At 73.6% G+C, this 16543-nt stretch carries 10 protein-coding genes; 8 read left to right on the top strand and 2 right to left on the bottom strand.

Annotated features, from left to right (window positions below):
* Positions 1-304 precede the first annotated feature (304 nt).
* The 3 genes from QHG49_RS14340 (at position 305) to QHG49_RS14330 (ending at position 3794) form a co-directional block, all read left to right on the top strand.
* Positions 305-892 carry a sigma-70 family RNA polymerase sigma factor gene (locus tag QHG49_RS14340; protein WP_145482894.1) on the top strand — a complete coding sequence of 196 codons (588 nt, stop codon included), beginning with the start codon at positions 305-307 and terminating at the stop codon, positions 890-892.
* 168 nt (positions 893-1060) lie between these two features.
* Positions 1061-2563: an IMP dehydrogenase gene (gene guaB, locus QHG49_RS14335; protein ID WP_159704208.1), complete on the top strand. Its 1503-nt coding sequence runs from the start codon at positions 1061-1063 to the stop codon at positions 2561-2563.
* 106 nt (positions 2564-2669) lie between these two features.
* Complete coding sequence (locus QHG49_RS14330) at positions 2670-3794, top strand: GuaB3 family IMP dehydrogenase-related protein (RefSeq protein WP_037657642.1); 1125 nt, start codon at positions 2670-2672, stop codon at positions 3792-3794.
* Between the two features lie 95 nt (positions 3795-3889).
* On the opposite strand, the gene QHG49_RS14325 is transcribed toward QHG49_RS14330, so the two are convergent.
* On the bottom strand, positions 3890-4447 hold the full coding sequence (locus tag QHG49_RS14325) for a hypothetical protein (RefSeq protein WP_301489988.1): 558 nt from the start codon (positions 4445-4447) through the stop codon (positions 3890-3892).
* Between the two features lie 162 nt (positions 4448-4609).
* Positions 4610-5818: a nucleotide sugar dehydrogenase gene (locus QHG49_RS14320; RefSeq protein WP_145482903.1), complete on the bottom strand. Its 1209-nt coding sequence runs from the start codon at positions 5816-5818 to the stop codon at positions 4610-4612.
* Between the two features lie 282 nt (positions 5819-6100).
* Here QHG49_RS14320 and QHG49_RS14315 point away from each other — a divergent pair, with 282 nt between their 5' ends.
* From QHG49_RS14315 to QHG49_RS14295, 5 genes are all read left to right on the top strand, one after another.
* Positions 6101-7810 carry a glycerol-3-phosphate dehydrogenase/oxidase gene (locus QHG49_RS14315; RefSeq protein ID WP_145482907.1) on the top strand — a complete coding sequence of 570 codons (1710 nt, stop codon included), beginning with the start codon at positions 6101-6103 and terminating at the stop codon, positions 7808-7810.
* A 218-nt stretch (positions 7811-8028) separates the two neighbouring features.
* Positions 8029-9987 (top strand): serine/threonine-protein kinase, encoded by a 1959-nt coding sequence (locus QHG49_RS14310; RefSeq protein WP_301489987.1) that lies wholly within the window; start codon positions 8029-8031, stop codon positions 9985-9987.
* Positions 9988-10157: 170 nt separating this feature from the next.
* Positions 10158-12875: a protein kinase gene (locus tag QHG49_RS14305; protein WP_301489986.1), complete on the top strand. Its 2718-nt coding sequence runs from the start codon at positions 10158-10160 to the stop codon at positions 12873-12875.
* Positions 12876-13038: 163 nt separating this feature from the next.
* Entirely contained in the window at positions 13039-14739 is a 1701-nt protein-coding gene (locus tag QHG49_RS14300) for a serine/threonine-protein kinase (RefSeq protein WP_301489985.1), read from the top strand.
* Between the two features lie 121 nt (positions 14740-14860).
* Entirely contained in the window at positions 14861-16531 is a 1671-nt protein-coding gene (locus QHG49_RS14295) for a serine/threonine-protein kinase (RefSeq protein WP_301489984.1), read from the top strand.
* The last annotated feature ends 12 nt before the right edge of the window (positions 16532-16543 follow it).

The following is a 16543-nucleotide window of genomic DNA, read 5'->3' as shown; positions in this document are numbered from 1 at the left end:
CCCCTCGGTGTCCGGCCCGGCGGGTTTCCGGGGGCCGGTGTCCGGCGCGGCCGGCCGGAAGGTACCGCGTACGCTCCGCCGGGACGTGCCGTACGGCGGCATGCGAGGCGGCCCACCGGACGGGCGCTGCTCGTTTCGGCGCGGATGCCGCATCCTTGAGGGTGTGGAGTCTCTCGGGGACGAGTCGGTCGAGCGGAAGGGGAGGGCGCAGGGGATGAGTGCCGGCGCACCTGCTCATAACGCTTCGGTGCACAACCATCAGCACGATGCGACGGACCGGACGGCCACAGGGCACCATGGACCGATGCGCGAGGACGAGGCGGGCACGGCCCAGGGGTCGATCGGTGCCCTCGTGCTTCGTGCCGTCGACGGGGACGAACAGGCCACCCATGACCTGCTCGCACACGTCCATCCGCTGGCGCTGCGCTACTGCCGCACCCGCCTGTCGCGGCTGCCCGGCGACGCGCGCCACTTCGTGGAGGATCTCGCCCAGGAGGTCTGCGTCGCCGTCCTGCTCGCGCTGCCCCGCTACCGGGACACCGGGCGCCCCTTCGAGGCGTTCGTCTTCGCCATCGCCTCGCACAAGGTCGCCGACCTCCAGCGCGCCGCGATGCGCCACCCGGGTTCCACCGCCGTGCCCTCGGACGAGATGCCGGAGCGGCCCGACGACTCGCTCGGCCCCGAGGAGCGCGCCCTGCTCAGCAGCGACGCCGAGTGGGCCAAGAAACTGCTGGCCAACCTCCCCGAGAACCAGCGCGAACTGCTGCTGCTGCGCATCGCGGTGGGCCTCACGGCGGAGGAAACCGGACAGATGTTGGGAATGTCACCCGGAGCGGTCCGAGTCGCCCAGCACCGGGCCCTGAGCCGTCTGCGGGCGCTCGCCGAGCAGTAGCGGCACGCCGAGCGGAAGCGGCGACGACGCCCGGCGCCTTCGCGAACACCGTTGAACAACCGTATGAACATACGAAGCCGAAGGTGATCTTCCGCCGTGGAATTTGCTGGCCACGCCTGCCGTTAGCATGGACATCCGCACCGAGCAAGGCCATTTGGGGAAGGTGTCATGACTGCCAACGTCGACGGAGTGCCCGGAAAATTCGCGACACTCGGGCTGACCTACGACGACGTGCTGCTGCTGCCGGGGGCCTCCGAGGTGCTCCCCAACGCGGTCGACACCTCGTCCCGCATCTCCCGCAACGTCCGGGTGAACATTCCGATGCTCTCGGCGGCGATGGACAAGGTGACCGAGTCGCGCATGGCCATCGCCATGGCCCGCCTCGGCGGCGTCGGCGTCCTGCACCGCAACCTCTCCGTCGAGGACCAGGTCAACCAGGTCGACCTGGTGAAGCGGTCCGAGTCCGGCATGGTCACCGACCCGATCACGGTGCACCCGGAGGCCACGCTCGCCGAGGCCGACGCGCTGTGCGCCAAGTTCCGCATCAGCGGTGTCCCGGTCACCGACCCGGCCGGCAAGCTGCTCGGCATCGTGACCAACCGCGACATGGCCTTCGAGAGCGACCGCAGCCGCCGCGTGCACGAGGTCATGACCCCGATGCCGCTGGTCACCGGCAAGGTCGGCACCTCCGGCCCGGAGGCCATGGAGCTGCTGCGCAAGCACAAGATCGAGAAGCTGCCGCTGGTCGACGACGCGGGCGTCCTCAAGGGCCTCATCACCGTCAAGGACTTCGTCAAGGCCGAGCAGTACCCGAACGCCGCCAAGGACGCCGAGGGCCGCCTGCTCGTCGGTGCCGCCGTCGGCGCGAGCCCCGAGGCGCTGGAGCGCGCCCAGGCGCTCGCCGAGGCCGGCGCGGACTTCCTGGTCGTCGACACCTCGCACGGCCACAACAGCAACGCCCTCAGCTGGATGGCGAAGATCAAGGCCGGCGTGGGCGTGGACGTGATCGGCGGCAATGTCGCCACCCGCGACGGCGCCCAGGCGCTCATCGACGCCGGTGTCGACGGCATCAAGGTGGGCGTCGGCCCGGGCTCGATCTGCACCACCCGCGTGGTCGCCGGTATCGGCGTCCCGCAGGTCACGGCCATCTACGAGGCGTCCCGCGCCGCCCGCCAGGCGGGCATCCCGCTGATCGGCGACGGCGGCCTGCAGTACTCCGGCGACATCGGCAAGGCCCTCGCGGCCGGCGCCGACACCGTGATGCTGGGCAGCCTGCTGGCCGGCTGCGAGGAGTCGCCGGGCGAGCTGCTGTTCATCAACGGCAAGCAGTTCAAGTCGTACCGCGGCATGGGCTCGCTGGGCGCCATGCAGTCCCGTGGCCAGGGCCGGTCGTACTCCAAGGACCGCTACTTCCAGGCCGAGGTGGCGTCCGACGACAAGCTGGTGCCCGAGGGCGTCGAGGGCCAGGTGCCCTACCGCGGCCCGCTCGCCAACGTGCTGCACCAGCTGGTCGGCGGTCTGCGCCAGACCATGGGCTACGTGGGCGCGGCCACCATCGAGGAGATGGAGTCCAAGGGCCGCTTCGTGCGGATCACCTCGGCGGGCCTCAAGGAGAGCCACCCGCACGACATCCAGATGACGGTCGAGGCGCCGAACTACAGCGCCAAGTAGTCACCACAGCGCTCCGAAGGCGGCCCCGGGAACATCCGGGGCCGCCTTTGCCGTACCCGTCGGCGATACTGGAAGGCGCTGAAACGCAACAGGAAAGGCCACAGACGTGACTGAGATCGAGATCGGGCGCGGCAAGCGCGGCCGCCGGGCGTACGCCTTCGACGACATCGCCGTCGTCCCCAGCCGCCGTACGCGGGACCCGAAGGAGGTCTCGATCGCCTGGCAGATCGACGCCTACCGCTTCGAGCTGCCCTTCCTGGCGGCTCCCATGGACTCCGTGGTCTCCCCGGCCACCGCGATCCGCATCGGCGAGCTGGGCGGCCTCGGCGTGCTCAACCTCGAGGGCCTGTGGACGCGGTACGAGGACCCGCAGCCGCTGCTGGACGAGATCACCGAGCTGCCGGCCGAGCGCGCCACCCGCCGCCTCCAGGAGATCTACGCGGCGCCCATCAAGGAGGAGCTGATCGGCGCCCGCATCAAGGAGGTGCGCGACTCCGGTGTGGTCACGGCGGCGGCGCTCTCCCCGCAGCGCACCGCCCAGTTCTCCAAGGCGGTCGTGGACGCGGGCGTGGACATCTTCGTCATCCGCGGTACGACGGTCTCCGCCGAGCACGTGTCCTCCTCGCACGAGCCGCTGAACCTGAAGCAGTTCATCTACGAGCTGGACGTCCCGGTGATCGTGGGCGGCTGCGCCACCTACACCGCCGCCCTGCACCTGATGCGCACCGGCGCGGCCGGTGTCCTGGTCGGCTTCGGCGGCGGCGCCGCGCACACCACGCGCAATGTGCTGGGCATCCAGGTCCCGATGGCCACCGCCGTCGCCGACGTGGCCGCGGCCCGCCGCGACTACATGGACGAGTCCGGCGGCCGCTATGTGCACGTGATCGCGGACGGCGGCGTGGGCTGGTCCGGCGACCTGCCCAAGGCGATCGCCTGCGGCGCCGACGCGGTGATGATGGGCTCCCCGCTGGCCCGTGCCACGGACGCGCCCGGCAAGGGCCACCACTGGGGCATGGAGGCGGTCAACGAGGAGCTGCCGCGCGGCAAGAAGGTCGACCTCGGCACCGTCGGCACCATCGAGGAGGTCCTCACCGGCCCGTCCCACACCCCGGACGGCTCGATGAACCTCTTCGGCGCCCTGCGCCGCGCCATGTCCACCACCGGCTACAGCGAGCTCAAGGAGTTCCAGCGGGTCGAGGTGACGGTCGCGGACAGCCAGCACAAGCGCTGACCCGCCGGTACGAAGGCCTCACGGGAGGCTCCGTACGACGCGAAGGGGCCCGGCCACCGATGCGGTGGCCGGGCCCCTTCGCACGCGGGCACGTCCTACCGGGCGGCCTTCCTGGCGGCCGAGAACGCGGCGAAACCGGCGATCGCGAAGAACAGGAAGGTCAGCGGGTCGGCGTCCTCCTTCCAGGCCTTCTGCACCACGTCGAAGTGGTCGAAGAAGACCTGGGAGAAGCCCAGACCGGTCGCCTTGGCGCCGATCATCGCCTCGCCCACCAGCTGGCCGAAGTACACCGAGACCAGCGCGAGCACCACGGAGGCGATCGGCAGGACGGCGTTGCGGCCGCCCGCCTTGCCCGCCGCGAGGCCGACGACGAAGCCGACGCCCACGGCCGCGTAGCCGATCTCGTGCTTGGTGGCGCCGATGATCAGGCCGTAGAGCCCGGCGGCGACGACGGCGGCGACCACCGCGGCGACCAGGCCGAGGGCCGGGTTGCCGCGGACCGGCGCGGGCGCGACGGGGGCCATCGGCATGCCGCCGGGGGCGCCCGGCTGCGGCGGGTACGGCAGACCGGCCGGCGCCTGCTGGGCGTACGGGCCGGCGCCGACCGGGCCGGGCTGCGGCTGCGGCTGCGGCGGTGGTGCTGACTGGCTCATGACAGGAATCCCCCCGTGCTGTGGCACAAACTGGATGAGGCGGAACGGAAGACCACGCGCACCTGTGTGCGGTAAGTCCGGGGGAGACTAACAGGCAGGGCCGACAGCGCCCCGGTCGTTTTCCTGTCGTGACCTGGTGCGGGGTTTCGGGCGGGGTGGCCCTCAGAGCCGGTGCGCGGCTCCCGTGGGGGTCGCTCCTCGGGTGTCCAGGAGGAGTTGGGCCTTCACCGACAGGCCCTGGAGGTCGTACGTGCGGTGCTGCTGGAGCAGGATCGTCAGGTCGGCGGCCGCGGCGGCCTCGTAGAGGGAGTCGACGCGCGGGACGGGGCGGTCCAGGACGCTCCAGGCGGGCACATAGGGGTCGTGGTAGCTCACGGACGCGCCGAGTTCCATCAGGCGTCCGGCGATCTCCCGGGCCGGGGCGCCCTGCTGGTCGGAGAGGTCCGCCTTGTAGGTCACGCCGAGCAGCAGCACGCGCGCCCCCCGGGCGGACTTGCCGTGCTCGTTGAGCAGGGCCGCGGCGCGCTGTACGACGTACCGGGGCATCCGGTTGTTGACCTGCTGGGCCAGTTCCACCATGCGCAGGGCGCGGTTCGCGTGCCCGGTGAGGTCCTGCGGGACGGCGTGGCCGCCGACGCCGGGGCCCGGCCGGAACGCCTGGAAGCCGAACGGCTTGGTCTCGGCGCAGCGGATGACGTCCCACAGGTCGACGCCGAGTTCGTGGCAGAGCACGGCCATCTCGTTGACCAGCGCGATGTTGACGTGCCGGAAGTTGGTCTCCAGGAGCTGCACCGCCTCCGCCTCGCGCAGCCCGCGCGCGCGGACCACCTTGTCGGTGAGCCGGCCGTAGAAGGCGGCGGCCGACTCGGTGCAGGCGGGGGTGAGGCCGCCGATGACCTTGGGGGTGCCGGCCGGGGGGTGCGTGCGGTCGCCGGGGTCGACCCGGCTGGGGGAGTAGGCGAGATGGAAGTCGCGGCCCGCGCGCAGCCCGGAGCCCTCCTCCAGGAGCGGGCACAGGAATTCCTCGGTGGTGCCCGGCAGTACGGGCGACTCCAGGATGACCGTGGTGTTCGGGCGCAGCCGCCCGGCCAGGGTGCGGGCGGCGGCCTCCACCTGGCCGAGGTCGAGGCCGCCGTCGGCGCCGCGCGGGGTGGGCGCGCAGATCACCGCGGTGCGCACCCGGCCGAGCTGGGCCGGGTCGGTGGCGCGCCGGAACCCGGTCGCGTGCATCCGGCGCAGCTCGGCGGGGCTCAGCGGCCCCTCCTCGGGGCCGGTGGCATAGCCGAGCGTGGGGATGCCGGCGGCCACCGCGGCCTGGGCGAGCGGCAAACCGTAGGGGCCGAGTCCGATGACGGCGAGGTCTGCGGGCATGGCGTGGGCCGTCCTTCCCAGTAACCGAAGCGGAACGGATGCGCAACCGCTGTGGACAGGATGAGCGAGCGCACTGTCACACTAGGAGTAAATATGACCGTTATGTGGGATTCTGTTCGTGTGTCTCGCGGGGGATGTGCGCCGGGTTGTCCACAGGGTGCGGGCGCGTGGTGGCTGAAGTCGGGCATGCCGGTCAGAATTTGGGCATGAGGTGGTGGTGAACCGGGCCTCGCCCTCCGGGTGCGGCCGACGCGAGCGAGTCAGCGACAGCGGGAGGCAGCGGTGAGGACAGCGACTCTGGGCCCGGTGCAGCGTGCCGAGGCACTGGCGGCGATGGCCGAGCACGAGCTGGACGTACTGGTGATCGGCGGCGGGGTGGTCGGCGCGGGCACCGCGCTGGACGCCGTCACCCGCGGCCTGTCCACCGGCCTGGTCGAGGCCCGGGACTGGGCGTCCGGCACCTCCAGCCGCTCCAGCAAGCTCATCCACGGCGGACTGCGCTATCTGGAGATGCTCGACTTCGCGCTGGTCCGCGAGGCGTTGAAGGAGCGCGGCCTGCTCCTGGAGCGGCTCGCCCCGCACCTGGTCAAACCGGTGCCGTTCCTCTACCCCCTCCAGCACCGCGGCTGGGAGCGGCTGTACGCGGGTTCCGGCGTGGCGCTCTACGACGCGATGTCCATGGCCCGCGGTCACGGCCGTGGCCTGCCCGTGCACCGCCACCTGAGCCGCGGTCAGGCCCTGCGCGTGGCCCCCTGCCTGCGCAAGGACGCCCTGGTCGGCGCCCTCCAGTACTACGACGCCCAGGTGGACGACGCCCGCCTCGTGGCCACCCTGGTGCGCACGGCGGCGTCGTACGGCGCGCGGGTCGCCAACCGGGCGCGCGTCACCGGATTCATACGCGAGGGCGAGCGGGTCGTCGGCGCCCGGGTGCAGGACGTCGAGGGCGGCGGGGAGTACGAGGTGCGCGCCCAGCAGATCGTCAACGCCACCGGGGTGTGGACCGACGACACCCAGGCCATGGTCGGCGAGCGCGGCCAGTTCCACGTCCGCGCCTCCAAGGGCATCCACCTCGTCGTGCCCAAGGACCGCATCCACTCCACCAGCGGGCTGATCCTGCGCACCGAGAAGTCCGTCCTCTTCGTCATCCCCTGGGGCCGGCACTGGATCGTCGGCACCACCGACACCGAATGGGACCTCGACAAGGCCCACCCGGCCGCCTCCAGCGCCGACATCGACTACCTGCTGGAGCACGTCAACTCGGTGCTGGCCGTGCCGCTGCGCCGCGACGACGTGCAGGGGGTGTACGCGGGGCTGCGGCCGCTGCTGGCCGGCGAGTCCGACGCCACCAGCAAGCTCTCCCGCGAGCACACGGTCGCCCACCCGGCGCCGGGCCTGGTGGTCGTGGCGGGCGGCAAGTACACCACCTACCGGGTGATGGCGAAGGACGCCGTCGACGAGGCGGTGCACGGCCTGGACCGGCGCGTCGCCGACTGCGTCACCGAGGAGACCCCGCTGCTCGGCGCGGAGGGCTACCACGCGCTGTGGAACGCGCGAGCCCGCATAGCCGCCCGCACCGGACTGCACACGGTCCGGGTGGAACACCTGCTGAACCGGTACGGCTCGATGGCCGAGGAGATCTTCGACCTCGTCGAGGCGGACCCCTCGCTCGGCGAACCGCTGCGCGCCGCCGACGACTATCTGCGCGCCGAGGTCGTCTACGCCGCCTCGCACGAGGGCGCCCGCCACCTGGACGACGTCCTCACCCGGCGCACCCGCATCTCCATCGAGACCTTCGACCGCGGCACCCGCAGCGCCCGCGAGGCAGCCGAGCTGATGGCACCGGTCCTCGGCTGGGACAAGGACCAGATCGAACGCGAGGTCGAACACTACGAGAAGCGGGTCGAGGCCGAACGCGAGTCCCAGATCCAGCCCGACGACCAGACGGCGGACGCGGCGCGGCTGGGCGCGCCGGACATCGTGCCGCTCGGCTGAAGTAGTGCCGCAGGGGGCCCGGCGCAGGGGGTTTGACCGGGTGTGACCGAAGGGTCGGCACCGCGGGTCGCCGGGGTCTCACGGGCCGTCATGCCGACGCGCGCAAGGGGGCCTTCGGGGAGCTGCGCGGCGGCCCGGGGAGGGGCCCCAGGGCGTGGAGCACTTGTCGGGTGAGAGACAATGGAGGCTCTGTCAGGGCGGGTTGCATGAGGGGACGCATGTCGGAGGCGGAGCGGGCGGGGACATCTCGTCAGGAGACTCGGCAGGGCAAGAGCGGACGGCGTCTCCTCGCCGGGCGGTACCGGCTGGGAGACGTGCTGGGCCGCGGCGGCATGGGCACGGTCTGGCGCGCCGAGGACGAGACCCTCGGCCGCACCGTCGCCGTCAAGGAGCTGCGGTTCCCGACGAACATCGACGAGGAGGAGAAGCGGCGCCTGATCACGCGCACCCTGCGTGAGGCCAAGGCGATCGCCCGGATCCGCAACAACAGCGCGGTGACGGTCTTCGACGTGGTCGACGAGGACGACCGGCCGTGGATCGTCATGGAGCTGGTGGAGGGCAAGTCCCTCGCCGAGGTCATCCGCGAGGACGGCGTGCTGGAGCCGCGGCGCGCCGCCGAGGTCGGCCTCGCCGTCCTCGACGTGCTGCGCTCCGCCCACCGCGAGGGCATCCTGCACCGGGACGTGAAGCCGTCCAACGTGCTCATCGCGGACGACGGCCGTGTCGTCCTCACCGACTTCGGCATCGCGCAGGTCGAGGGCGACCCGTCCATCACCTCGACCGGCATGCTCGTCGGCGCCCCCTCCTACATCTCCCCGGAGCGCGCCCGCGGCCACAAGCCGGGGCCCGCGGCCGACCTGTGGTCGCTCGGCGGGCTGCTGTACGCGGCGGTCGAGGGGGTGCCGCCGTACGACAAGGGCTCGGCGATCGCCACCCTCACCGCGGTGATGACCGAGCAACTGGACGAGCCCAAGAACGCGGGCCCGCTGCGGGACGTCATCTACGGCCTGCTCACCAAGGACCCGGCCGAGCGGCTCGACGACGCCGGGGCGCGGGTGCTGCTCGACAAGGTCATCCACGCGCGCGAGCCGGAACCCCTGGACGCCACCCGGGTCGTACCGCTGCCCGCGCCGCCGGGCGAGGGCAAGCGCGGCGAGGAGGCCGCGGAGAAGCTGCGCGGCGCGCTGCGTTCGGTGCGCAAGGCGGCGGCGGGGGCCGCGGCCGGTACCGGTGCGGCGGCGGACGCGGCGAAGAGCGGTGGTTCCGCGCCGGCCTCCGGTGGCCCCGGCAAGGGCCCGGGTGCGGCCGCCGCGTCGAACTCCGCCGGGACCCCCGCCGGGCCTCCCGCCAGGAACAAGGCGGGCAACGCCGGTTCGGCGAAGCCGAGTTCGGGCTGGCCCGTGATGCCGCCGCCGGATCTGGACCTGTCGCCCAGGCCCGTGCCGAAGGCCTCGCTCACGGACGTGGTGCCCAGGCGCACACTGGTGATCGTGGCCGTGGTGGTGGCCCTCGCGGTGATCGGCACCGTGCTGGCCGTCGCCCTCGGCGGCGGTGACGACAAGGACGACAAGGGCGCCGCCCGGGTCACGGCCGGCGCGAGCGCGTCCACCGGGACGGGCCGGAGCAAGGGCCCGGCCACCGGTACCCGTACGGACGGCGGGAGTTCGGCGCCCACCGCAGCGGGGTCCGGAACCGGGACCGGCAAGGACGTCAGCGCGAGCGCGTCCGCCGACGCCGGGAGCGCGCACGCCGTCTCCACCCGCAAGGGCGGCCAGGGCTACTCGATCGGGCTGCCCGAGGGATGGTCGTACCAGTCGCACGGATCGGCCGGTGACCGCTACACCGGCCCCGACGGGCAGAAGCTGCTCGTGGCCTGGACCGGCACGCCCAAGGACGACCCGGTGGCGGACTGGAAGAGCCAGGAGCACTACATGGTGCGCTCCCAGTACCACCGGATCCGGATCGAGGAGGCGGACTACCGGGACTGGAACACGGCCGACTGGGAGTTCACCTACGTCGACGGCGGCACCGGGTACCGCACCATCGACCGCGGCTTCGTGGTGAACGACCACCTCGGGTACGCGCTGATGTACACCGCGAAGGCCGGTGACTGGGACGGCGACCTGCGCAAGGGCACCTGGAAGACGCTGACGGCCTCCTTCAGGCCCAAGTCCTAGCGACCGGCGGGCGGTTCAGGGCACCGGAATCGGGCAACCGCGCGGTGCGGGTTGCCTCCGGCACGTATCGTGAATGGTTGAGGACCGTACGGAGCCGGACGCGGGTGCGAAACGGGCCACGGAGCGAACGGATGTGACCGAACCGGGCGGCCGGGGGAGGGGACGGCGGAATGGACGACTACGCGGGCCGGGTGCTGGCCGACCGCTACCGTCTGCCGCTGCCGCCGTCCGACGCGTACGAACCGGCCGTCACCCGCGCCTTCGACACCTACAGCGGCCAGGAGGTGCTGGTCCGTCAGGTACCGCTGCCCGAGGTCGTCGAGGCCGAGGTGCTCGACGCGGACGGACTGCCCGAGGGGTTCACCGCGCGCGGGCGCGCGGCGCGTGCCGTACCGGCCGCGCCGGCCGCGACCCGGCGGCCCGCCGAGCCCGCGGTGCGGCGCGCCGTGGAGGCCGCGCAGGCCGCGGCCCGGATCCCCGACCATCCGCGCCTGGACCAGGTCTTCGACGTCTTCGCCGAGGGCGGCTCGCTGTGGATCGTCAGCGAGTGGGTCGCCGCCCGCCCGCTGTCCGCGCTCCTCGCCGAGCGCCCCCTCACGCCCTACCGCGCCGCCGAGGTCGCCTCCGACGTCCTGATGGCCCTGCGCGTCCTGCACGCCCATGGCTGGGTCCACCGCAATGTCACCGCCCGCACGGTCCTCGTCTGCGACGACGGCCGCGTCCTGCTGACCGGCCTCGCCGCCGGTGCCGCGGAGGAGGCGCTGTGCGGGTACGACCCGGTGCCGGGGGCGGAGGACGAGGACGAGGCCCCGCCGGGTGCCGCGCGGCCCGATGACATCGTTGTGCCGGACGCCGTGGACCCCGAGGCCGCGCGGCGGGCCGCCATCCAGGCACGGGCGGCCGGCGCGCCGGGGGTACCGGGAGCACCGGGGGTTCCGGGGGCGAACGGCGTGTCCGGCAGGCCCGAGGTGCCCGGTGGGTCGCAGGCGTCCGGTACGGCGGGACAGCGGGCGCCGGAGAGCGGCGCCGACATCCGTGCCGCGCGGGCCGGGGCCATCGCCGCGTACCGGGCGGGCGCCCGCGCCGCGGCCCGGGTGCAGGAGGCCCAGCAGGGCGAACGCGCCGCGCTGCCCGGCGCCCGGCGCCCCACCGAGGGTGACACGGACGCAGACCGGGCTGCCGGGGGCGGGGGCCCGGGGGAGGGCGGGAACGAGGGTACGGCGCGGTCGGCGTCGTATCCCCAGGGGTCTCCGTATCCCCAGGGGCCGCCGTATCCGCCGGGCCCGGCGTACGCCCAAGGGGCGCCGCGCCCCCAGCAGCCGTACCCGCGACAGCCGTACCCGCAAGGCACCCCGTACCCCCGGGACCCGGCCTCCCACCCCGCGGACCCCACCTCCGCCGACCCGTCCGCCGAGGGCACCGGCGCGGCGCGGCCGTCGTACCCGCCGGGGCAGGCGCCGTACCCCTCGGCACCGGCGCCCCACCGCCCCCCGTCGGACGCGCCGTACCCCGCCGTACCCGCCCCCCGCCCCGACGTCCCCCCGCTCCCGCCCGGCTACGGGACGCACGGCGCGCCGGGGTCCGGGCCGCGCGGTCTCGAACCCGCGCGGCACGACGCCCCGGCCGCCGCCGTACCGCCGCAGGGGCAGGCCCGTTGGGACGAGCCCGCTTCCGCCACCGGCGCGCGGCGGCCCGCCGGGGCGCTCGCGGCCGAGCGGGCGCGGCAGGCGCGGATGGCCGTGGTGGGGCCGGTGACCGAGCGGTGGGCGCCGGAACAGGCCGGGCCCGTGCACGAGAACTGGCAGCTGGCGGCGCCCGTCGGCCCCGCCACCGACCTCTGGGCGCTGGGCGCGCTGCTGTTCCGCGCGGTCCAGGGGCACGCCCCCTATCCCGAGGAATCCACCGCCGAACTGGTGCAGTTGGTGTGCGCGGAGCCGCCCGCCTACGCCGAGGAGTGCGGGCCGCTGCGGCCGGTGGTGGAGTCCCTGCTGCGTCAGGACCCCACCGAGCGGCCGGACTTCGAGGAACTGGGCGGCTGGCTGCGCTCGCTGGTGCGGTCCGCGCCCGAGCCCGAGGCCGGTACCCGGGTGGTGCCGGTGCCGCCCGACCCCCGGCGGCTGCCGATCGTCCGGCGCCGGGGCGAACTGGTGCGGCGGCGCCGCGCCGGGCTGCCCGACGCGCACGCCCGGCACAAGCGGGACCGGGAGGAGGGGAGTTCACCGAGCCGGCTCGGCCGGACGCTGCTCGTGCTGATCCTCCTGCTGCTGGCCGGGGCGGTCGCGTACGCGATGCTGTTCATGCCGAAGCAGCACGCGACGCACGGGCGGAGCGGGACCGGCGCGACCCCTTCGGCCGGTCCGGCGAGCCCCGGACCGTCCCGCTCCCAGCACAGCCCCTCCGCCTCCGACACCCAGGCCGGCGGCACCTCCTCCGTGCCCGCCGGGTTCACCCTGCGCAAGGACCCCGAGGGCTTCGACATCGCCGTCGCCAAGGGCTGGACGCGCACCCCGAAGAACGGCAGCGGCGAAGTCGTCTACGCGCACGGCGACTTCGAGCTGATGGTCGTACCCGGCCGGGACGCCGCGTCGGCGTACGGCAGCGATCCGATGGCCTATCAGCGGGACAAGGAGCGCGAGCTCCAGCCGTACCGGGACTCCAGCTGGGCCACCGCCACCGGGCTGCGCACCATCGAGGTGGGCGGACGGACCATGGCCGAGGGGCAGTTCACCTGGACCGACGGGCAGGGCCGCGATCTTTACGTACGCAACATGGCGATCCTGCTGAACGGTCGGTACCACATCCTCCAGGTCCGCGGCCCGGACGCCGACCGGGACGAGGTGAGCAGACTGTACGAGGAAGCTACCGCGACGTACCGCTACACCGGTTGAGCACGGCGTACACAACGGGCCCCGCCCGGCGCGCCGGTTCCCGTTCTCACGCGGAAATGACCATCGTCACAGTGCGGTTTCCTTGGGACCCCGCTTGTTCCCTGCGAACGGGCCGGTCCTTAGTCTGACCCTGACAAGAGCATTGCGGGGCAACGTGAATCAGATGCAGGGCCTGCTCATAGCGGGCCGCTACCGGCTTGCCGAATCCATCGGCAGCGGCGGCATGGGCCGGGTGTGGCGCGCGCACGACGAGGTGCTGCACCGCACTGTCGCCGTCAAGGAGTTGACCGCCGCGCTCTATGTCTCCGACAGCGACCAGGCCGTCCTGCTGGCCCGCACCCGGGCCGAGGCGCGGGCCGCGGCGCGCATCAACCACTCCGCGGTCGTCACCGTGCACGACGTCCTCGACCACGACGGCCGCCCCTGGATCGTGATGGAGCTGGTCGAGGGCAACTCGCTGGCCGACGCGGTCAAGGAGCAGGGGCGCATCGAGCCCCGGGAGGCCGCGCGGATCGGGCTGTGGGTGCTGCGGGCGCTGCGCGCCGCGCACTCCGCCGGTGTGCTGCACCGCGATGTGAAGCCCGGCAACGTTCTCCTCGGCCGCGACGGACGGGTGCTGCTCACCGACTTCGGCATCGCCCAGATCGAGGGCGACTCCACCATCACCCGCACCGGAGAGGTCGTCGGCTCGGTCGACTACCTCGCGCCCGAGCGGGTGCGCGGCCACGACCCCGGCCCCTCCTCCGACCTGTGGGCGCTCGGCGCGACGCTGTACACGGCGGTGGAGGGGCGTTCGCCGTTCCGCCGCACCTCGCCGCTGAGCACCATGCAGGCGGTCGTCGAGGAGGAGGTCGAACAGCCGGGCAACGCCGGGCCGCTGGGCCCGGTCATCTCCGCGCTGCTGCGCAAGGAGCCGGAGCGGCGGCCGGGCGCGGAGGAGGCCGAGCAGATGCTCGCCGAGGCCGCGGAGGGCCGCCGGCCCAGCGCCGCGCAGGCGTACGTGCCGACCCGGACCTCAAGTCTGCGCGGCCCGGGGGACACCGGCGGCCACGGCATGCCGGGCGCGGCGGACCGGTCCATGACCGGCGTGTCCGCGACCGGCCCGGCCGGATCCGGCACCCGTCCGGGCGGTCCGCCGGCCGTCGGGCCCACCGCCGTGGGTACGGTGCCGGGCGGGCCCGGCGCCGGGCGCCCGGTCCGGCCCCGGCGCAGGCTGCGCACGCTCGCGCTCGTCGTCGCCGCCGCGGCCGTGCTCGGCGGCGGCGCCGCGGTGGGCTTCCAGGAGTGGAACAACGCGCGCCACGACAGCGCGGCGCACGACGGCACGAACCCCGGTCCGGCCTCCTCGGCGAGCCCCGGCGGCGACCAGGACACCGGCACGGTCCCGGACAGCTGGGAGATCCACCACGACCCGCTGGGCTTCAGCCTCTCCCTGCCCAAGGGCTGGAAGCGCCAGGTCTACGGCATCAACGGCCCCCTGAAGCAGATCGACTACACCCCCGACGACGGCAAGCACCTCGTCCGGATATCCGTCGACACCTCGCCGGACTTCGCCAACGCCTACGAACACCAGAAGGACCTCGAACAGCAGCTCCAGCGGCTCGTCGGCTACCAGCGGGTGACCCTCAAGCAGAACGTCTACCGCGACCGCGACGGCTCGCTGTGGGAGTACACCTGGAACGCGCTGAAGAAGGACCCGCCGTACGTGGCGGGGCCGCGGCACGCCATCGAGGAGACGTACTTCTCGCGCGACGGCGCCGAGTACGCCATCTACATGTCCGGGCCCGCCGCCGACTGGCCGAAGACCGCGAAGCAGTTCAAGTGGATGCTCCAGAGCTGGCAGCAGCCGGGTGTGACGAGATGACCGGCGCTGAGCCGAACGGGTGCGCTTTGCGACTGAAACGGCTGAAAACGAGTCACTGAACGGTGCGGCTTGGCCGATCGGAGCCCCGGAGCGGATGGGCCCGTTGCGGCATGATGGGCCCATGGGGACCGAGGGCGCCGACTTCCGGGTGATCGCCGGCCGTTACCGCCTCCAGGCGCGTATCGGGCGCGGCGGCATGGGCGTCGTATGGCGGGCGAGCGACGAGCTGCTGGGCCGGCTCGTCGCGGTCAAGGAGATCCTCGCGGACGACGCGCTCCCGGAGGACGACGCGCGCCGCCGCCGCGACCGTACGTTCCGGGAGGCGCGCGCGGTCGCGCAGCTGCGGCACCCGCACATCATCGTCGTGCACGACGTGGTCGAGCAGGACGAACGGCCGTACCTGGTCATGGAGCTGATCGACGGCAGCTCGCTGGACGACCGGATCGCCCGGCACGGCCCGGTGACCCCGGCCGAGGCCGCCCGGATCGGCATCGCCCTGCTCAGCGCGCTGGACACCGCGCACGAGGCGGGGGTGCTGCACCGGGACATCAAGCCCGCGAACGTCCTGATCGAGTCCGGCACCGAGCGGGTCGTGCTCACCGACTTCGGTATCGCGCAGGTCGCGGGCGCCACCACGCTGACCGAGACCGGCTCCTTCGTCGGCTCGCCCGAGTACACCGCGCCCGAGCGGATGTCCGGGGTGCGCACCGGCCCGGAGTCCGACCTGTGGTCGCTGGGCGCGCTGCTGTGCACGGTGCTCAGCGGCGAGTCGCCGTTCCGCCGCGACTCGCTCGGCGGCATCCTGCACGCCGTGGTCGCGGCCGAGATCCGCCCGCCCGTCGAGGCCGAGCCGCTGGGGCCCGTCGTACGGGGGCTGCTGGAGCGCGATCCGGACCGGCGGCTCGGCGCGGCACAGGCCGAGCGGATGCTGCGGGTCTATCTGGAGACCGGGCACACCCCCGAGACGCCGGACACGCCGGGCACCGCGCGCGGGCACCGGCTCGCGGGCCGCCCGCCGCGGGCGGTACCGCTGCCGCCCCTGCCGCCGGGCGTGTCCGAGCCGTTGTCCGCCGTGCCCCCGCTCACCGCGGAGGTGCCGCCCGGGCGCTCCTCGACGCGCTCGGTGCTGGTGGCGGCCCTGCTGATCGCGGCGCTCGCGGCGGCGGGCGGGTCGGCCGCGACCCTGCTGATCAACCGGAACGACAGCGGGGGCGGCGGGAGCCCCGGGGGCACGGCGACGACACCGGCGACCGGGGGCACGGGCGGTACACGGCACGGCCCGTCGCCCTCGGCCACGACCCCGGCCCCGTCCCGGTCGCCCTCCCCGCCGATGGGCCCCGGCACCGCGCCCTCCGGCTACCGCACCGCCCGCGACCCGGCCGGGTTCTCGCTCGCCGTGCCCGACGACTTCACCCGCAGCCCGCAGGGTGAGCGGGTGTTCTACCTCTCGCCACAGGGGACGTACCGCCTCGGCGTCAGGATCGGCGCCCCCCAGCCCGGCGGACCGCAGGCCGTGATGAAGGGGCAGGCGGCCGACGGGTCGGTGTCGAACCCCGGTTACCGCGACGGCCGGGTCACCCGCACCACCCACGCCGGACACCCCGCCGCGCTCTGGGAGTTCACCTGGAACGGCTACAGCGCGGCGGAGGGACCGCGCCACACGTACGACCTGTGCTGGGAGGAGTCCGGGCGGCTGTACGACGTGTGGGTGTCGGCGCCGGTCGGGAAGGTGCGGGAGGCGCGGGAGTACTTCGACGTCGCGCTGGACACGTTCTCGGCGTCGGCGTCCTGACCGTATCGCGTC

Source organism: Streptomyces sp. WP-1 (assembly GCF_030450125.1).
In the GTDB taxonomy this organism is placed as follows: Bacteria; Actinomycetota; Actinomycetes; order Streptomycetales; family Streptomycetaceae; genus Streptomyces; species Streptomyces incarnatus.
Note: the sequence above shows the minus strand (reverse complement) of the source record. Positions and strands in the feature narration are given on the sequence as shown.